This is a genomic window from Vulcanococcus limneticus LL (genome assembly GCF_002252705.1).
GTDB lineage: Bacteria > Cyanobacteriota > Cyanobacteriia > PCC-6307 > Cyanobiaceae > Vulcanococcus > Vulcanococcus limneticus.
On the sequence record NZ_NQLA01000056.1, the window covers coordinates 1 to 17561 of the forward strand.

Genomic DNA, 17561 nt, shown 5'->3' on the forward strand with positions numbered 1-17561 from the left:
GCTGGTGGATGGGGAGTGCCTGCGGGGCGACATGCGGGCGCTGCTGGAGCGTCTGCCGGACCTGCAGGGGCGGGTGCTGAAGATGCGCTACGGCATCCCCTGCGCCGATGCGCCCGATCCCGATGAACCGATGAGCCTCACCGGCATCGGCCGCATCCTGGGCATGAGCCGCGATCGCGTGCGCAACCTGGAGCGCGATGGCCTGGCGTCCCTGCGGCGACTCAGCGAAACCGTGGCGGAATACGTCGCTGCTTGAGTGAGTGCGCCTGGCGGCCCGGGAGTGCTGGCGGGTATGGGGGATGGGGGAGAGGAGCCGGGGGCCAGTGGGCCAGAGGTTGGCGCGCTGGGGCAGCTTGGGCTCCGGGTTGGGGTGTTGCGCGCAGGGTTGCTGGCTTGGGGGGAGCGGGATGGCCGCCGGCTGATCCCCTGGAAGTTGCGGCCTGATGGTGGCCGGGTGGGCTCCGGCGAAGGGCTGGATCCGTATCCGATCTGGGTGGCGGAGGTGATGCTGCAGCAGACCCAGCTGCAGGTGGTGCTGCCCTACTGGCAGCGCTGGATGGCGGCCTTCCCCAGCGTTGAGGTGCTGGCGGCGGCCGGGGAGCACGACGTGTTGCTGCTCTGGCAGGGGCTGGGCTACTACTCCCGCGCCCGCAGGCTGCACCAGGGCGCACGGCAGCTGCAGGGGCAGCCCTGGCCGCGGGATCTGGCGGCCTGGCTGGCGTTGCCGGGGATCGGTCGCAGCACCGCCGGCAGCATCCTCTCCTCGGCCTTTGATCTGCCCCATCCGATCCTGGATGGCAACGTGAAGCGGTTGCTGGCGCGGCTGATCGCGAGCTCCCGGCCGCCGGCGCGGCAGCTCGCCCGGTTCTGGCAGCTGAGCGAGCTGCTGCTCGATCCGCAGCGGCCCCGGGAGTTCAACCAGGCGCTGATGGACCTGGGCGCCACGATCTGCACCCCCCGTCAACCGCGGTGCGGCGCCTGCCCCTGGCAGGGGAGCTGCACTGCCTACGCTGCCGGCGATCCCGCCCGATATCCCGTGAAGGACGCCAGCAAGCCCCTGCCCTTCCAGGTGATCGGCGTGGGGGTGGTGCTCGATGGCGAAGGCCGGGTACTGATCGACCAGCGACTCAACGAGGGGCTGCTCGGCGGCCTATGGGAATTCCCAGGCGGCAAGCAGGAGCCGGGTGAGGCGATCGAGGCCACGATCGCCCGCGAGCTGGCCGAGGAGCTGGCGATCGAGGCGTCGGTGGGGGAGGAGCTGATCACGCTGGAGCACGCTTACAGCCACAAGCGGCTGCGCTTCGTGGTGCATCTCTGCCGCTGGACCGCCGGGGAGCCCCAGCCCCTGGCCAGTCAGCAGGTGCGCTGGGTGCGGCCCGAGGAGCTGGGAGCCTTCCCGTTCCCGGCGGCCAATGCCCGGATCATCGCGGCGCTGTTGGAGAGGCTGGGGCTGCGGTCCGCTGGGCTGGATGGGGCTGCAGCTGCCGGTGGCCCTGGCGGCGCTGACAGCGCGGGGGAGGCCGACCAAGCTGGGGGCAGTCGCGCGGCGGCCTGATGGCCCTGGCCCAGGGCGGAGACCCGGCTCCGGTGCAGCCCTCGCAGGTTTCTGGCGCGGAGGTCGCCGCCGCCGCGCTCGTCCCACCTCGGGTGCTCTGCCTCGGCGAGGCGCTGGTGGATCGGCTGGGGCCTCCCGGCGGCGATCCGGCCTCCGCGCCGGCCGATCAGCTCGACGATCGCCTGGGTGGCGCCCCAGCCAACGTGGCCTGTGCCCTGGCCAGGCTCGGCACGCCGGTGGCCTTCCTCGGCCGGCTGGGGCGCGATGCGATCGGTGCGGCGTTTGCGGAGCTGTTCGCGCTGCGCGGGGTGGAGGTCTCGGGCCTGCAGTGGGACGGGGAGCGGGCCAGCCGCGTGGTGCTGGTGCGACGCGATGTCGGCGGGGAGCGCCACTTCCAGGGCTTTGCCGGCGGCCGGGATGGGGGCAGCGCCGGCGGAGCGTCTGCTGACGCGGTCTTCGCCGACCAGGCGCTCGCCGCCGAGGAGCTGGCCGAGCCGCTGCAGCGGCTGTTGCCCCAGGCCACCTGGCTGCTTGTGGGCACGATTCCCCTCGCCAGCCCCCTGGCGGCCGGCGCCCTGCAGCTGGCGCTGCAGCGGGCGGTGGCCGCAGGGGTGGCGCTGGCTGTGGATGTGAACTGGCGGTCCACCTTCTGGGATGGGCGCGCCCCGTCGACGGCTGGCCCTTCGGCCGCGGCGGCAGCCCGGATCCGCCCGCTCCTGGAGCGGGCGGCCCTGCTCAAACTGGCCGCGGAGGAGGCCGAGTGGCTGTTCGCCAGCCGGGATCCCGCAGCCATCCGCGCCGCCCTGCCCCAGCGGCCCGCCGTGGTGGTGACCGATGGCAGCGCGCCGGTGGCCTGGTGCTTCGGCGACCAGGCCGGCGCGATGCCAGCCTTCACCGTGTCCGTGCTCGACAGCACCGGCGCCGGCGATGCCTTTCTGGCCGGGCTGCTGCATCGGCTCCGGCTGGAGCCGGATCTGGTGCGGGCCACGGCGGCCGAAGGGCCGCGCCTGCAGGCGGCGATCCGCTTTGCCAGCGCCTGCGGCGCCCTGGTGTGTCAGGGCGCGGGTGCCATCGATCCCCAGCCAACGGTTGAACAGGTGGAGCTGTTTCTGGCCGCAACCGGTTGAGCGGCCGCCTCCCTCCCACTTGGCTGGTGGCCCGGATCAGGTGGCCTCGATCAGGACACGGCGCCCTGCCTCGGGATCGGCGGGATCCAGAAGGCTGAGGGTCACCCGCCAGGCGCCTGCCGGCACGAAACTCAGCCGGCTCGGCCACTCCACCGCCAGCAGCGCCCCCAGCGCGATGGCCTCCTCCTCCTCCTGGGCGAACAGCTCATCGGCTGCGGCCAGCTGTTCCAGCCGGTAGAGGTCGAGGTGCACCAGGGCCGTAGGCGAGCTGTTGGGCCCACTGGCCCGCAGGCCTGCGTAGTGCTGGGCCAGGGCGAAGGTGGGACTGGTGATCGGCTCGTCGATGCCCAGGCCCTCGGCCAGCCCCTGCACCAGGCAGGTCTTCCCGGCGCCCAGATCGCCCTCCAGCAGCAGGATCGGTGCTGGAGTGGGCTGCGAACCCGGCTGTGGGGTTGGCGGCGGGGCAGGGGCGATCCCCTCCTGTCCGCTGGCGGCGGGCAGCAGCAGCGCGGCCAGTTCCCGGCCGAGGGCCCGGGTGGCGGCCGCATCGGCGAGAACACGTTCGCTGGGCTGGATTGCCCTGGCCAATGGTCCACCGTCCGGGATCACGCTGTTTGGGAGCACGCCTGTAGATTTCAGCTCACGCGAGCCCGAAGCCTCGGCGTCTCCGCAGATATTTCCCATCCACGCCCTCCCAGCCGGGAGCGAGCTGTTTTTCAGGAGTCGCAACCCATGGTGGCAACACCCGCTGCACCCGCTCTGCAGACCACGTCGTCGTACGTGATCGCCGATCTCGGCCTGGCCGATTTCGGCCGCAAGGAGATCGCCATCGCCGAGACCGAGATGCCCGGTCTGATGGCCCTGCGCGCCAAGTACGGCGCCGAGCAGCCCCTCAAGGGCGCCCGCATCGCGGGTTCCCTGCACATGACGATCCAGACGGCCGTCCTGATCGACACCCTGGTGGCCCTCGGCGCCGAAGTGCGCTGGGCCTCCTGCAACATCTTCTCCACCCAGGACCACGCCGCCGCGGCCATTGCGGCCTCGGGGGTCCCCGTGTTCGCCTATAAGGGCGAAACTCTGGATGAATACTGGGCCTTCACCCACCGCATCCTCGAGTGGGGCGATGGTGGCACGCCCAACATGATCCTCGACGACGGCGGCGATGCCACCGGTCTGGTGATCCTGGGCACCAAGGCCGAGCAGGATCCCTCCGTGCTCGACAACCCCTCCAACGAGGAGGAGACCGCCCTCTTCAACTCGATTCGCCAGAAGCTGGCGGCCCAGCCCGGCTTCTACTCCCGCATCCACGCCAACATCCAGGGCGTCACCGAGGAGACCACCACCGGCGTGGCCCGGCTGTACCAGCTGCAGAAGAGCGGCGAGCTGCCCTTCCCGGCAATCAACGTCAACGACTCGGTGACGAAGAGCAAGTTCGACAACCTCTACGGTTGCCGTGAGTCGCTGGTGGACAGCATCAAGCGCGCCACCGACGTGATGGTGGCCGGCAAGGTGGCCCTGGTGCTGGGCTACGGCGATGTGGGCAAGGGCTCGGCCCAGTCGCTGCGGGGCCTGGGCGCCACCGTGATGATCGCCGAGATCGACCCGATCTGCGCCCTGCAGGCCGCCATGGAGGGCTACCGCGTCGTGCGCCTCGACGACGTGGTGGGCGATGTGGACATCTTCGTGACCGCCACCGGCAACTTCCGGGTGATCCGCCACGAGCACCTGATCCAGATGAAGGATCAGGCGATCGTCTGCAACATCGGTCACTTCGACAACGAGATCGATGTGGCCTCGCTCAAGCAGTACCCCTGGGACAACATCAAGCCCCAGGTGGATCACATCCTGCTGCCCTCCGGTAACAAGATCATCCTGCTGGCCGAGGGTCGGCTGGTGAACCTGGGCTGCGCCACCGGCCACCCCAGCTTCGTGATGAGCAACTCCTTCACCAACCAGGTGCTCGCCCAGATCGAGCTGTACACCAAGGGTGACCAGTACGGCAAAGAGGTGTACGTGCTGCCGAAGCACCTCGATGAGGCTGTCGCCCGCCTCCACCTCAACAAGATCGGCGCCAAGCTCACCGAGCTCACCCCCGAGCAGGCCGCCTACATCAACGTACCGGTGGAGGGTCCCTACAAGCTCGACCACTACCGCTACTGAGTCGGTGCTCCCTGGCAGTGTCTCTGCGGGGAAGGCCCACTGCGTGACGCCTTCCCCGCAGAGACACTGCCAGGGATGGCTGTTGTGAAGGGGTTATGGCTGATTCCCTGACCTTGGGTGGGCATCAGCCATGGTCACTCTGTTGGTGCGGTGACAGCTGGGTCTCTGTTCTGTCCTGGGATGACAGGCCCGGCGCGCGAGCGGCCGGGCTTTTTTGTGGCCCTCGTTCCTGCGGTTTTGCTGTGGCCCTCGGGATCGATGCCGGACAATCACTGCAGTGAGCAGGAACAGCGATGGGGATCAGTGAACTGGTGCAGCAGCTGCCGCAGCTGATCGGTTCGGCCGTGGAGGCCAATCCCCTGCTGGGCTATGGCGCCATTTTCGCGGCGATGTTCCTGGAAAACCTGTTCCCACCGATTCCCTCGGAACTGATCATGCCCCTGGGGGGCTTCTATGTGCAGCAGGGCCAGCTGGCGCTGATCCCGGTGGTGTTGGCAGGCCTGTTCGGCACGGTGCTGGGGGCCCTGCCCTGGTACGGCATCGGCCGGCTGATCAATGAGGAGCGCATCGAGCAGTGGCTCGAGCGCCATGGCCGCTGGATCGGCATCAGCTCCCAGGAGCTGCACCGCAGCCGCGACTGGTTCTCCCGTTACGGCACGGCGCTGGTGTTCTGGGGCCGGCTGGTGCCCGGGATCCGCACACTGATCTCGGTGCCTGCGGGCATCGAAATGATGCCCTTCACGCCGTTTCTGATCTGGACCACCGCCGGCAGCCTGATCTGGACCCTGCTGCTCACCCTGGCGGGACTGGCCCTCGGTGAGGGCTACACCAACGTGGAGCACTGGATCGAGCCAGTGGCCAAGGTCGTGAAGGTGCTGCTGGTGCTGGCCGTTGCCGGATTCGCCGTCTGGCTGGGGCTGCGGATCTGGAACAGGCGCCGCAACTCCCACTAGCTCCTGGCTGGGCGGAAGGGGAGTTCCCCAGGGATCGTCCCGGGGAGACCCCTCCCACTGAGGGGGTCCCAGCCGAGGGGGCTCGGCTCGAGGCCGCTTCAGAACGGCACTTCCTCGTCGCTGGGCTCGCCGCCGCCGAAGCCGCCACCACCCCCGAAGCCGCCACCCTCGGCGTCGCGCTTGGAGCCCAGCAGTTCCAGCCGGTCGACCCGCACCACGGGCTTGCTGCGCTCTTCGCCGCTGGCGCGGTCGGTCCAGCGGTCGAGCTTGAAGCTGCCGATGATGCCCAGCAGAGAGCCCTTGCGCACGTAGTCGGCGGCCACCTGGGCCTGCTTGCCCCAGATCTCGAGGTTGAACCAGTCGGGCTCGTCGTCGCGGCTGCGGCGGTTCACGGCGAGGGTGAGGTTCGCCACCATGCTGCCGGATTCGAAGTAGCGGACTTCGGGGTCGCGGCCGGCCCGGCCGACGAGGGTCACGGAATTGACGCCCATGGCGTTCTCCTGGATGTTCGGTTGGTCAATGATGCGGCACCCGCTCCGGGCGTCGCCTCCAGAGAGTTCCACCGCCGGGCCCGGATGTACCGCCGCCAGCTCTGGGACTCCTGGCCAGGGTCCCTGTGGAGGCCCCTCCTATGATTCGCCCCGCTTGGTGGCTGCTCCGTGTTTTTTCGACGTTTCCAGCTCTCCCGTGACATCGGCATCGATCTGGGAACGGCCAACACCCTGATCTACGTGTCCGGCAAGGGCATCGTGCTGCAGGAGCCCTCGGTGGTGGCCCTGGATCTGGAGCGCGGCGTGCCCATGGCCGTGGGCGATGAGGCCAAGCTGATGCTCGGCCGCACCCCCGGCAACATCCGTGCCGTGCGGCCCCTGCGCGATGGCGTCATCGCCGACTTCGACGCCGCCGAGCAGATGATCAAGACCTTCATCCAGAAGGCCAACGAGGGCCGCGGCATCGTGGCGCCCCGCCTGGTGATCGGCATTCCCAGCGGCGTCACCGGCGTTGAGCGCCGCGCCGTGCGCGAGGCCGGCCTGGCCGGCGCCCGCACCGTGCATCTGATCGATGAGCCGGTGGCGGCCGCCATCGGCGCCGGCCTGCCCGTGACCGAGCCCGTCGGCACGATGATCGTGGACATCGGCGGCGGCACGACCGAAGTGGCCGTGCTCAGCCTCGGCGGCACCGTGCTCAGCGAGTCGGTGCGGGTGGCGGGCGATGAGCTCAGCGACGCCATCGGTGTGTACCTCAAGAAGGTGCATAACCTGGTGGTGGGCGAGCGCACCGCAGAGGACATCAAGATCCGCATCGGCTCCGCCTTCCCCGACGACGCCCACGACAACACGTCGATGGACGTGCGCGGCCTGCACCTGCTCTCCGGCCTGCCCCGCACGATCAACGTGCGCGCCGGTGACATCCGCGAGGCGATGGCCGAGCCCCTCAACGTGATCGTGGAGGCCGTCAAGCGCACCCTGGAGCGCACCCCGCCCGAGCTGGCTGCCGACATTGTCGATCGCGGCATCATGCTGGCCGGCGGCGGCGCCCAGGTGCGCGGCATCAGCGACCTGATCAGCCACGAGACCGGCATCCTGGTACACGTGGCCGAGGAGCCGCTGCTCTGCGTGGTCAACGGCTGCGGCCGCGTGCTCGAGGACTACAAGCGCCTTGAGCGCGTGCTCGACACTCCCGACTTCGCCCGGCAGTCGATCTGAACCCCATGAACGGGCGCCTGCCTCGCGTCCCCACCCTGCAGAAGCTGCTGCAGGCCTGGCCCTGGTGGCTTTTTCTGCTGGCCCTGGTGGGTGTGCGGCTGAGCAAGGGGGCCTTCCTCACCGATGCCTACGCCCTGCTGAGTCGGCCCTTCTGGCCCGGCACTGCGCAGGGCGAATGGATCCAGGCCGCCACTCGGCTCGCGGACCAGACTCGCCTGGCCCAGTTGGAGCAGGACAACCGCCGTCTGCGGGGGCTGCTGGATCTGCAGCGCGGCCGCGGTGACGCCATCACGGCCCCGGTGATCTCCCGCGAGACCGGCGGCTGGTGGCAGCAACTGGAGCTGGGCAAGGGGCAACTCCAGGGGGTCGCTGCGGGGGATCCGGTGCTCGGGCCCGGCGGTCTGCTGGGCCTGGTGCAGAGCGTGACCCCCAGCACCGCCCGGGTGCGCCTGCTCACCGACCCCGGCAGCCACGTGGGGGTCTGGGTGGGCCGGACCCAGCGCCACGGCCTGCTGATCGGCCAGGGCACCGCCCGCCCCGTGCTCCACTTCCTCGACAAGGACACGGGCGTGAGGCCCGGCGATGTGGTGTCTACCTCCCCCGCCAGCACCCTGCTGCCAGCCAACGTGACCGTGGGTGTGATCCAGAGCGTGAACGACCAGGCCGTGCCCGCCCCCGAGGCCGTGGTGCAGCTCAGCGCCCCCCTCGACGCGGTGGACTGGGTGCAGGTGGTGCCCCGCCGCGCTGGTGCCTGAGCCATGGCCCGCCTGTATTCCCAGCTCTGGTGCGGTGCCACGGGCCTGGCGGTGCCGTTGCTCACCCTGGCCTCGCCCGGGCTGCTGACGGTCGCCGGGGTGGGGCCAAGCTGGGCGGTGCTGTGGCTGCTGCCCTGGGCCCTGGTGGACGGGCCCCGCTCCGGCGCCGTCGCGGGCCTGGCCCTGGGGATGGCCCTCGATGGTCTGCAGCTGGGCGGAGCCAGCCAGATTCCGGCCCTGGCGCTGCTGGGCTGGTGGTGGGGCCGTCTGGGCCGCAACGGACCCCCGGTCGAGCGCAGTTTCAGCCTGGGACTGCTGGCGGCTCTCGGCAGCTTGCTGCTGGGTGCCAGTCTGCTGCTGCAGCTGGGCCTGCCCGGGTCGGGGGGCTGGAGTGGAGAGGTGGTGCTTCTCTCCGGCCTGCACACCCTGTTGGCCCAGGGGCTGATCACGGCCCTGCTGGCGCCGCTGGTCTGCTCCTTGCAGCTGTTGTTCTGGCGCCAGCAGGTGTCGCTGCGGAACTGACTTCCATGGCCGATCGATCCCAGCCCGAACTCCCGCTCCAGGCCGTGGCGCCCCAGCGGCGGCGGCGCTCCATCCTGGCCGCTGGCCTGGTGCTGGCGGGGCTGGGGCTGGGCCTGGCGGGCTGCGGTCGGCCCAAGCCGGAGCGGCGCCAGCTGCAGGTGTGGACCCTGGATCTGGCCCCCAAGTTCAACGACACCATCAACGGCGCCATCGCCGCCTGGGAGCGCCAGCACCCGGAGGTGGACGTGGTGTGGACCGACGTGCCCTGGGGCTCGGTGGAGCGCAAGCTGCTGGCCGCCGTGTTTGCCCGCACCGCGCCGGATGTGGTGAACCTCAACCCGCTGTTCGCCGCCAACCTGGCCAGCAAGGGCGGCCTGCTTCCCCTCGATCCGCTGCTGCCGCCCGGCGCCGAGGCCAGCTACCTGCCCCGGCTCTGGCAGGCCGGCCGCAGCGCTGGGCCCGACGGCCGGCCCCAGCAGTTCACCGTGCCCTGGTATCTCACGGTGCGGATCACCCTGGCCAACACCGGCCTGCTGCGGCAAGCGGGCTACACGGCGCCACCGCGCCGCTGGGAGGAGGTGCCCGCCTACGCCGAGGCGGTGAAGCGCAAGACCGGTCGCTACGCCCTGTTCGTGACCGTGGTGCCCGACGACTCGGCGGAGCTGCTGGAGTCGATGGTGCAGATGGAGGTGACCCTGCTGGACGGGCGCCAACGGGCCGCCTTCAACAGCCCGGCGGGCCGCCGGGCCTTCGCCTTCTGGACCGACCTCTACCGCCGCGGCCTCCTGCCCCGCGAGGTGGTGAGCCAGGGCTACCGCCGTGCCATTGAGCTCTACCAGAGCGGCGAGCTGGCCCAGGTGGGCAGCGGCGCCGAGTTCCTGCGCAGCATCCAGACCAACGCCCCTCGTATCGCCGCCGCCACCCGTCCCTTCCCGCCGCTCACCGGCGCCTCCGGCGACGCCAACGTGGCGGTGATGAACCTGGCGGTGCCCAAGCAGACGCGGCTGCCCAGGGAGGCCCTCAGCCTTGCCCTGTTCCTCACCGACGCCACCAACCAGGCCCGCTTCGCCGAGCAGGCCAGGGTGCTGCCCTCTTCGAAACAGGCCCTGCGCCAGCTGGAGGCCAACCTGCGCCGCGAGCGTCCGGCCACCCCTAACGAGGCCCTGGTGCAGCAGGCCCGGCTGCTCTCCGCCGACACCCTGGAGCGCGCCCGGGTGCTGGTCCCCGCCAGCCCCGGCGTCAAGCGGCTCCAGGCGATCGTCTACACCCAGCTGCAGCGCGCCATGCTCGGTCAGCTGAGCAGTGACGCCGCCCTGGCCGAAGCCGAACGCCAGTGGAACGCCTACGCCACCGCCCGCTGGCCCTGAAGCCCCACCCCACCTCCCTTCCCGGCCTGCGCCAGTCCAGCGGGTGTGTGCCTACCGCAGCCCGCTGCGCGAGGCTGCGTCCGGCGCACACCCGCTGGACTGGCGGGAACACGGGCGAAGAAAACCTTAAGAGTTCCGGATTGGGGGCGTTCCGCACGGCGATGACGGCGCGTAAGGCCCTGTGTGAGAGGTAGTGTTGCGCTTCTTCATCCCCCTGCGCGCATGCCCCTGGAGGATCTGTCCCGGCATGGTCTTGAGCGGGCTGGGCGAGGCGTGACCAGTCAGGGCGTGAACGAGAACGACGAGGGGCCGGGTCAGGCCGAGCATCGGGCCACCCTGCTGGTGGTGGACGACGAGGCGGCGGTGCGGCGGGTGCTGGTGATGCGCCTGCAGCTGGCGGGCTATCGGGTGGTGTGCGCCGAGGACGGCGAGGAGGCCCTGGCCCTGTTCCACAAGGAGCAGCCCGATCTGGTCGTGCTCGATGTGATGTTGCCGAAGCTGGATGGCTTCGCGGTGTGCCGGCGGCTACGGGCCGAGTCCTGCGTGCCGATCATCTTCCTCTCGGCCCTCGATGCCATCGCCGAGCGGGTGGCCGGCCTGGATCTCGGTGCCGACGACTACCTGCCCAAGCCCTTCAGCCCCAAGGAGCTCGAGGCGCGCATCGCCACGATCCTGCGCCGCGTGGGCCGCGGCTCCGCCGGCGCCGAACCCCGCGATGTGCCGGCGGGCCAGGGTGTGCTCCGCGTGGGCGATCTGGTGGTCGACACCAACCGCCGCCAGGTGACCCGCGACGGCGAGCGCATCGGCCTCACCTACACCGAATTCAGCCTGCTGGAGCTGCTGTTCCGGGAGCCGGGCCGGGTGGTGCCCCGGGCCGAGATCCTGGAGCAGCTCTGGGGCTACCCGCCCCGCCGTGCCGCCGACCTGCGGGTGGTGGACGTGTATGTGGCCCGGCTGCGGGGCAAACTCGAGCCCGATCCGCGCAATCCGGAGCTGATCCTCACCGTGCGCGGCACCGGCTACGCCTCCCAGCGGGTGGGCGATCCCGCCCTGGCCACCGCGGTCTGAGCGGACCCGCCTCGGCCCGGACGGGCTGGAGCGGCCCGATCCGGCGGTCCTGCAGGATGGCTCCCAGCTGAGACCCCTGGAGCCTTGTCGGAGCTGCGCGAGACCCGCCTGGAGAAAGCCCGGACCCTCGCCGACCTGGGCCAGGGCCCCTACGGCCTGCGCTATGAACCCACCCACCGCACTGCCGCGCTGCAGCAGGCCCATGCCGACCTGGCCAACGGCCAGGAGCGCGATGTGGTGGTGGCGGTGGCCGGCCGGGTGATGACCCGCAGGGTGATGGGCAAGCTCGCCTTCTTCACTCTGGCCGATGAGACCGGTCCGATCCAGCTGTATCTCGAGAAAGCCACGCTGGAGGCGGCCTCTCCTGATTCGCCCCCTCCCGGCGCCTTCGCCCACCTCACGTCCCTGGTGGATGCGGGCGATCTGATCGGCGTGCGGGGCACCCTGCGCCGCACCGACCGGGGCGAGCTCTCGGTGAAGGTGACGGACTGGACGATGCTCACCAAGGCACTCCAGCCCCTGCCGGACAAGTGGCACGGCCTGGCGGATGTGGAGAAGCGCTACCGCCAGCGCTACCTGGATCTGATCGTCTCGCCCCACACCCGCGAGACCTTCCGGCGCCGGGCCCTGGCGGTGAGTGCCATGCGCCGCTGGCTGGATGGGCGCGAGTTCCTGGAGATCGAGACGCCCGTGCTGCAGAGCCAGCCTGGCGGCGCCGATGCCCGACCGTTCGAGACCCACCACAATGCCCTGGATCTGCCGCTGACGCTGCGGATCGCCACGGAGCTGCACCTCAAGCGGCTGGTGGTGGGCGGCTTCGAGCGGGTGTACGAGCTGGGCCGGATCTTCCGCAACGAGGGGGTGAGCACGCGCCACAACCCCGAGTTCACGTCGGTGGAGATCTATCAGGCCTACGCCGATTACATCGACATGATGGAGCTCACCGAGCAGCTGATTGCGCACGTGTGCCAGCAGGTGTGCGGCAGCACCCAGATCAGCTACCAGGGCACCGAGATCGACCTCACGCCACCCTGGCGCCGGGCCACCATGCATGAGCTGGTGCAGGACGCCACGGGGCTGGACTTCACCAGCTTCAGCAGCCGCGACGAGGCCGCCGCGGCGATGCAGGCCAAGGGCCTGGAGGTGCCGGCCCTGGCCGATTCCGTGGGCCGGCTGCTGGTGGAGGCCTTCGAGCAGCGGGTGGAGGCCGACCTGATCCAGCCCACCTTCGTGCTCGATTACCCGGTGGAGAACTCTCCCCTGGCCCGGGCCCACCGCAGCAAACCGGGGCTGGTGGAGCGCTTTGAGCTGTTCATCGTGGGCCGTGAGACGGCCAATGCCTTCAGCGAGCTGATCGATCCGGTGGATCAGCGCCAGCGTCTGGAGGCCCAGCAGGAGCGCAAGGCCGCCGGCGACGACGAGGCCCAGACGGTGGATGAGGACTTCCTGCACGCCCTGGAGGTGGGCATGCCTCCCACCGGCGGCCTGGGCATCGGCATCGACCGGCTGGTGATGCTGCTCACCGACAGCCCCTCGATCCGCGACGTGATCGCCTTCCCGTTGCTGCGGCCTGAGCCGGTCTCCGGGCCGCGCGAGGAGCCGCGGCCGGCCGCAATGGGATAATCGATCACAGTAGGCAATCTCCCCCATCCATGAGCGGTGAGCGCGTCGGTTTTCGCTTCAAGCACGCGGACGCGGTGGTGAAGCGCAACCCCCAGGGCCGTTCCCGCCGGGGATGGGTGATGGAGCCAGTGGAGCAGACCACCAGCCGGGGCACCAAGATGCCGGCCTACCGGATCCGCTGGCGCGACAGTGAACGCCCGGAGATCGTGCTCCAGCACATGCTGATCGCCGATCCCGACCCCACGCCTCCCCCCGAGGGCGTGAGTCTGGTGCCGCCGGCGCCGAAGGGCTGAGTCCAGCCCCCCGAGTCCAGGCTTCCTGTCTGCGCGGCGCGATCCGCGGGCTGCCTTGCTGCGGCTCCGCAGGCGTCATCGCCTGGAGCCCTCCCTAGGACATCCGCACGGGCTGTGTGGATCGGCAGACATACGCCGGAGCTTGCCTGCCCTGCCGGCGCCAGGCCAGCCTGGTCTCAACACCTCGGATCCCTGGCTGCTCAGCCCTGGCGCCGGCGCAGCTGCTCCAGGTCCTGCTCCGCTTCGAAGCGTGCCCAGGCCTGCTCGAGATCCTCGGGATCCGGCTGGGCCCGATCCCCCTGGGCTGGCTCGCCCGGCGCTCCGCCCGCTTGGGGGTGCCCCGATCTGCTCTGAGCGGCTTGGGCGCCGGCCGGGCTGGTCGGTGCCTGCCCCTGTTGCTGCCGTTGCTCCTCCTCGGCCAGGGCCTCGAGCTCCAGCTCCACCTGGCGGAACTGGCTGCCCAGCTCGCCCAGGGCCTGCCAGCGGTCGCGGCCCTGGGCCATCAGCCCGTGCAGGTGCTGCTCGGCCCGGGCCGCCAGATCGCTGGCCCCGGCGGCCCGGGCCCGCTCCACCCGCCGTTGCCACTGGGCGATCTCCGCGGCCAGCTGCAACAGCCCGGTGCGGGCCTGCTCGGCCTGGCCGCGCAGCTCCAGCCGCCGCCGCTTGAGGCGCTGCTGGCGTTCCCGCTGCTCCTGCTCGCGCAGCAGCGCCTCCTGGGCCGGATTGGCGGCCAGGAAGGCCTCGAGCTGCTGCCCCAGCTGGGCCTCCAGCCGCTCAAACCAGCCCGCGGCCTCGCTGGGATCGGTTCCGGCGCTCATCCGGCAGCATCCGCTGCAGGGCTGTCCGGTGCGCGGGTGATCAGCGGCGCTTCGATCTCCTCCTGCAACGGCGTGATCGCCGCCTCGCGGGAGCGCAGCAGCAGCTGGGTGAGGCGGGCGATGCCGCCCTCGCCCAGGTCCTGGCCGGCGACCCGATCGAAGGCCTCCATGTAGAGCTGCTCCAGCTGGGCGATCAGGCCCTCGCGCAGCTCGCGCACGGCGCGACGCTGGTCTTCCCTCGACATCGGCTCAGGGCTCCGGATCCGGCTGGACGTGTCCCGAGTCTGCCTGGCCCCGAGGGGCTGGGCCGGTGGCCTGCTGGCGCGGAGTGTCTGCGGCCACCCCGGGGGCCGGCGGGGGTGGCGGCCGCGGCCCCTACGATCCCCCCACCACGTCACGTCGTCACAAGGCCAGCGCATGGGCGGCATCACCCCGGGTTTCGTCGGCGCCGTCGGCCATACGCCCCTGATCCGGCTCCAGGCCCTCAGCGAGCTCACGGGCTGCGAGATCCTCGGCAAGGCTGAGTTCATGAACCCCGGGGGCTCCGTGAAGGACCGCGCCGCCCTGGGGATCCTGCTGGAGGCGGAGGAGCAGGGCCTGCTGCAGCCCGGCGGCACGGTGGTGGAGGGCACGGCCGGCAACACCGGCATTGGCCTGACCCACCTCTGCAACGCCCGCGGCTACAAGGCCCTGATCGTGATTCCGGACACCCAGTCGGCCGAGAAGATCGGCCTGCTGCGGAGCCTCGGCGCCGAGGTGCGCACGGTGCCGGCGGTGCCTTACCGCGACCCCAACAACTACGTGCGCCTCTCTGGCCGCATCGCCGCCGAGACACCCGGGGCCGTGTGGGCCAACCAGTTCGACAACCTGGCCAACCGCCGCGCCCACTACAACTCCACCGGTCCTGAGATCTGGGAGCAGACCGAGGGCAGGGTGGATGCCTGGGTGGCGGCCACCGGCACCGGTGGCACCTACGCCGGCGTGGCCCTCTACCTCAAGCAGCAGAACCCGGCGGTGCGCTGTGTGCTGGCCGATCCCCACGGCAGTGCCCTCTACAGCTGGGCCAAGACCGGCGAGCTGGCCAGCGAGGGGAACTCGATCACCGAGGGCATCGGCAACAGCCGCGTGACCGCGAACCTGGAGGGCGCACCTGTGGATGACGCCGTGCGCATCGACGACCAGCAGGCCCTCGACACCATCTACCGGCTGCTGTGGCAGGAGGGCCTGTTCCTGGGCGGCTCGGTGGGGATCAACGTGGCCGCGGCGGTGGAGACGGCCCGACGCCTCGGCCCCGGCCACACCATCGTGACCGTGCTGTGCGACAGCGGTGATCGCTACCGGTCACGGCTCTATGACCACGACTGGCTGGTGGCCAAGGGGCTTCGGCAACCTGTGCGCGAGTCGTGAGCGGCGCGGTGCTGGGTCAGTTGATCGGCGAGCGGTACCGCCTGGAGACGGAACTGGCCCGCGGCACCCAGGGGGTGCTCTGGCGCGCCAGCGACCAGCTGGCCGGCAACACGCCGGTGGTGCTGCGCCAGCTGGGGGGCGATCAGCCCCAGCTCCAGGCCCGGGTGCGCGAGCTCTGGCCGCGGCTGCAGGGGGTGCTGCATCCCCAGGTGCCGCGCTTCGGTGGGCTGATCGAGGCCGAACCTGAGCTCTGGCTGGCGCGCGAATGGCAGGACGGCCGCACCTACGCCGAGCTGCTGGAGGCACGGCGCCAGCGCCAGCTCGTGTTCGGCGCCGGCGAGGTGCTGCTGCTGCTGCGCCAGTTGCTGCCGGTTCTGGCCGCGCTGCACAGCCAGGATCTGCTGCACGGCGACCTCACCCCCGCCAACCTGCTGCGCCGCGAGCGCGATGGCCTGCCGGTGTTGCTGGACTTCGGTCTGGTGCGGGGCACGGCGCTGGCCCAGGTGTCCGGTGCGGCTGGCCACGGCGCGCCGATCGGTGTCACCCCCGGCTATGGCTCCCCGGAGCTGGGCCGCGGCGATCCGGCCGAGCCCTGGATGGATCTCTACGGCCTGGGGGTGGTGGCCCTGGTGCTTCTCAGCGGTGACGAACCGGCCGAGCTGCTCGATCCGGTGACGATGGAGTGGCGCTGGCCCGCCGCCCTCGATGGCGAGCCCGCCCTCAAGGCGGCCCTGGAGCCGCTGCTGGCCAGCGACCCCAGCCGTCGTTACCCCTCAGCTGGCGCCGCGCTGCAGGCCCTGCAGCAGCTGCCCATGCCCGACAGCACGGGTCCCGTGCCCCGCGCCGATCGCACCGTGGTGCTGGTGCCCCAGGCGCCCCTGCCGGAGCCGCTCCCGGTGGCGGAGGTCGCTGCGGCGGCGGCGCCCGTCCCCGCTCCCTCCGAGCCGGCGCCCCCAGAGCAGCCGCGGGCTACTACGCCATCGCCTTTGGAGGCCGCCCCCACCCCTGGGGCCACCGAGCTGTCCCAGGTCGCTGGGGTGGCGCCGGCTCCTGCTCCGCTTGCCCCGCCGCCGCTGCGCAGCCGCCAGGAGGAGCGGGAGGAGGCCGCCGAGGGGCGCCTCTGGCCGGTGGTACTGGCCCTGGTGATCTCGGCGGTGTTGGGCACGGCCCTGGGCTGGCTGGTGCTCAGCCGCGGCCGGGTGGCCACCACGGAGCCGGGCAGCGGCCTGCAGCTCCCCAGCAGCCTGCCGCCGGCGGAGGTGGACCAGCGCCAGCAGCTGCTCAACCGGCTGCGGGCCCTGCAGATCGACCGCGGCTGGTTCCTCAAGCTGGTGGATGCCAGCCTGCTGGCCCAGTTCCCGGAGCGCGGCGGCCGCCTGCCCAACGACTCCCTCGACGACGCCCCCCTGCGCAAGGTGTGGAACGAGCTGGCCCAGGAGTGGATCAGTCGGGTGGAGCAGTTGCCGCTGGAGATCCGCACCCGCCTGGGCAGCTTCACCGCCGGCGACTGGCAGAAGCGCCAGGCGGCCCTGGTGGGCCGCGGCCTCAGCGCCGAGGTGCTGCGCCAGCTGGTGTCGGGCAGCGCCCAGAACCTGCTGCCCGGCCGCTCCGCCGGCGACATCCCGCCCGAGCCCTTCCGCCAGCTCTGGTACGCCGCCGCCGAGCAGGGCCTGGCCAACGTGCGCATCGAGCCGATCCAGACCCGTCTCGGCCAGACCAACGTGGTATCGGCCCAGGTGGATGCTGGCGGCGCCCGCCTGTTCCCGATCCGCCTCTCCCCGGGCACCCGCCTGGTGCTGGGGGTGAACGGGTCGCCGCTGATGCAGATGAGCGTGTTCGGCGCCGACGGCAGCGTGCTCGAGGCCAGGGGACCGCTGCGGGTGGTGAGCATCGCCAGGGTGGCCGGCTCGCCCGTGCAGTTGCTCGTGACCAACGACGGCGTGGCGCCGGCCCTGATCACCCTGTCCCTGCGGGTGGATCCGGCGGCTCCTGAGGCCACGGCCCGCCCGGGCGAGGCCGCCTTGCCGCCCGCCGGCAGCACGACCCAACCCGCCGATCCCGCCCAACCCCAGGGTCAGCCCGCCCCGGCCAATCCCGCCGCGCCGGCCCAGCCGGCCCCGGCCGCCCCCGCCACCCCGGCAACGCCATCCAGCCCGCCACCGCCGGTGAACTGACCGGGTCCGGACCCCCTGATCTACAGGCGGGGG

18 protein-coding genes are annotated in these 17561 nt (G+C 71.3%); 14 read left to right on the plus strand and 4 right to left on the minus strand.

Annotation, left to right across the window (positions count from 1 at the left end):
* The 3 genes from CJZ98_RS15160 to CJZ98_RS15170 form a co-directional block, all read left to right on the plus strand.
* The coding region (locus CJZ98_RS15160) for a sigma factor-like helix-turn-helix DNA-binding protein (protein ID WP_108723315.1) at positions 1-256 on the plus strand (256 nt) is incomplete at its 5' end.
* Between the two features lie 36 nt (positions 257-292).
* Positions 293-1555 carry an 8-oxo-dGTP diphosphatase MutT gene (gene mutT, locus CJZ98_RS15165; RefSeq protein ID WP_094591966.1) on the plus strand — a complete coding sequence of 421 codons (1263 nt, stop codon included), beginning with the start codon at positions 293-295 and terminating at the stop codon, positions 1553-1555.
* The gene (locus tag CJZ98_RS15170; RefSeq protein WP_094591967.1) at positions 1555-2682 is read left to right on the plus strand and encodes a carbohydrate kinase family protein; all 1128 of its coding nucleotides are present in this window, start codon (positions 1555-1557) and stop codon (positions 2680-2682) included. Before mutT ends, CJZ98_RS15170 begins: the two co-directional genes overlap by 1 nt.
* A 36-nt stretch (positions 2683-2718) precedes the next feature.
* Here CJZ98_RS15170 and tsaE read toward each other — a convergent pair whose 3' ends face one another.
* Entirely contained in the window at positions 2719-3258 is a 540-nt protein-coding gene (tsaE, locus tag CJZ98_RS15175; RefSeq protein WP_094591982.1) for a tRNA (adenosine(37)-N6)-threonylcarbamoyltransferase complex ATPase subunit type 1 TsaE, read from the minus strand.
* Positions 3259-3414: 156 nt separating this feature from the next.
* Here tsaE and ahcY point away from each other — a divergent pair, with 156 nt between their 5' ends.
* Both ahcY and CJZ98_RS15185 read left to right on the plus strand, forming a co-directional pair.
* Positions 3415-4842: an adenosylhomocysteinase gene (gene ahcY / locus CJZ98_RS15180; protein WP_094591968.1), complete on the plus strand. Its 1428-nt coding sequence runs from the start codon at positions 3415-3417 to the stop codon at positions 4840-4842.
* Positions 4843-5135: 293 nt separating this feature from the next.
* Positions 5136-5795 (plus strand): DedA family protein, encoded by a 660-nt coding sequence (locus tag CJZ98_RS15185; RefSeq protein WP_094591969.1) that lies wholly within the window; start codon positions 5136-5138, stop codon positions 5793-5795.
* Positions 5796-5893: 98 nt separating this feature from the next.
* Here CJZ98_RS15185 and CJZ98_RS15190 read toward each other — a convergent pair whose 3' ends face one another.
* On the minus strand, positions 5894-6286 hold the full coding sequence (locus CJZ98_RS15190) for a single-stranded DNA-binding protein (RefSeq protein WP_094591970.1): 393 nt from the start codon (positions 6284-6286) through the stop codon (positions 5894-5896).
* Positions 6287-6454: 168 nt separating this feature from the next.
* Here CJZ98_RS15190 and CJZ98_RS15195 point away from each other — a divergent pair, with 168 nt between their 5' ends.
* The 7 genes from CJZ98_RS15195 to CJZ98_RS15225 all read left to right on the plus strand — a co-directional run bounded on the left by CJZ98_RS15195 (position 6455) and on the right by CJZ98_RS15225 (position 13129).
* Entirely contained in the window at positions 6455-7501 is a 1047-nt protein-coding gene (locus CJZ98_RS15195) for a rod shape-determining protein (RefSeq protein WP_094591971.1), read from the plus strand.
* A 5-nt stretch (positions 7502-7506) separates the two neighbouring features.
* The gene (gene mreC, locus CJZ98_RS15200; RefSeq protein ID WP_094591972.1) at positions 7507-8256 is read left to right on the plus strand and encodes a rod shape-determining protein MreC; all 750 of its coding nucleotides are present in this window, start codon (positions 7507-7509) and stop codon (positions 8254-8256) included.
* Positions 8257-8259: 3 nt separating this feature from the next.
* Positions 8260-8778 (plus strand): rod shape-determining protein MreD, encoded by a 519-nt coding sequence (locus CJZ98_RS15205; RefSeq protein ID WP_094591973.1) that lies wholly within the window; start codon positions 8260-8262, stop codon positions 8776-8778.
* A 5-nt stretch (positions 8779-8783) separates the two neighbouring features.
* Positions 8784-10145, plus strand: a complete 1362-nt coding sequence (locus CJZ98_RS15210; RefSeq protein WP_094591974.1) for an extracellular solute-binding protein — start codon at positions 8784-8786, stop codon at positions 10143-10145.
* A gap of 273 nt (positions 10146-10418) precedes the next feature.
* Positions 10419-11213: a response regulator transcription factor RpaB gene (rpaB, locus tag CJZ98_RS15215; protein ID WP_269798975.1), complete on the plus strand. Its 795-nt coding sequence runs from the start codon at positions 10419-10421 to the stop codon at positions 11211-11213.
* 84 nt (positions 11214-11297) lie between these two features.
* On the plus strand, positions 11298-12836 hold the full coding sequence (gene lysS / locus CJZ98_RS15220; protein WP_094591975.1) for a lysine--tRNA ligase: 1539 nt from the start codon (positions 11298-11300) through the stop codon (positions 12834-12836).
* Between the two features lie 29 nt (positions 12837-12865).
* A complete protein-coding gene (locus CJZ98_RS15225) occupies positions 12866-13129 on the plus strand; it encodes a hypothetical protein (protein ID WP_094591976.1) in 264 nt (87 codons plus the stop codon).
* A 200-nt stretch (positions 13130-13329) separates the two neighbouring features.
* On the opposite strand, the gene CJZ98_RS15230 is transcribed toward CJZ98_RS15225, so the two are convergent.
* Positions 13330-13947: a hercynine metabolism protein gene (locus CJZ98_RS15230; protein WP_094591977.1), complete on the minus strand. Its 618-nt coding sequence runs from the start codon at positions 13945-13947 to the stop codon at positions 13330-13332.
* Complete coding sequence (locus CJZ98_RS15235; RefSeq protein ID WP_094591978.1) at positions 13944-14192, minus strand: hercynine metabolism small protein; 249 nt, start codon at positions 14190-14192, stop codon at positions 13944-13946. Before CJZ98_RS15235 ends, CJZ98_RS15230 begins: the two co-directional genes overlap by 4 nt.
* 172 nt (positions 14193-14364) lie before the next feature.
* On the opposite strand from CJZ98_RS15235, the gene CJZ98_RS15240 reads away from it, so the two are divergent.
* A complete protein-coding gene (locus CJZ98_RS15240) occupies positions 14365-15354 on the plus strand; it encodes a cysteine synthase A (protein ID WP_094591979.1) in 990 nt (329 codons plus the stop codon).
* Positions 15351-17528, plus strand: a complete 2178-nt coding sequence (locus tag CJZ98_RS15245; protein ID WP_094591980.1) for a serine/threonine protein kinase — start codon at positions 15351-15353, stop codon at positions 17526-17528. The genes CJZ98_RS15240 and CJZ98_RS15245 overlap by 4 nt, the downstream gene beginning before the upstream one ends.
* The last annotated feature ends 33 nt before the right edge of the window (positions 17529-17561 follow it).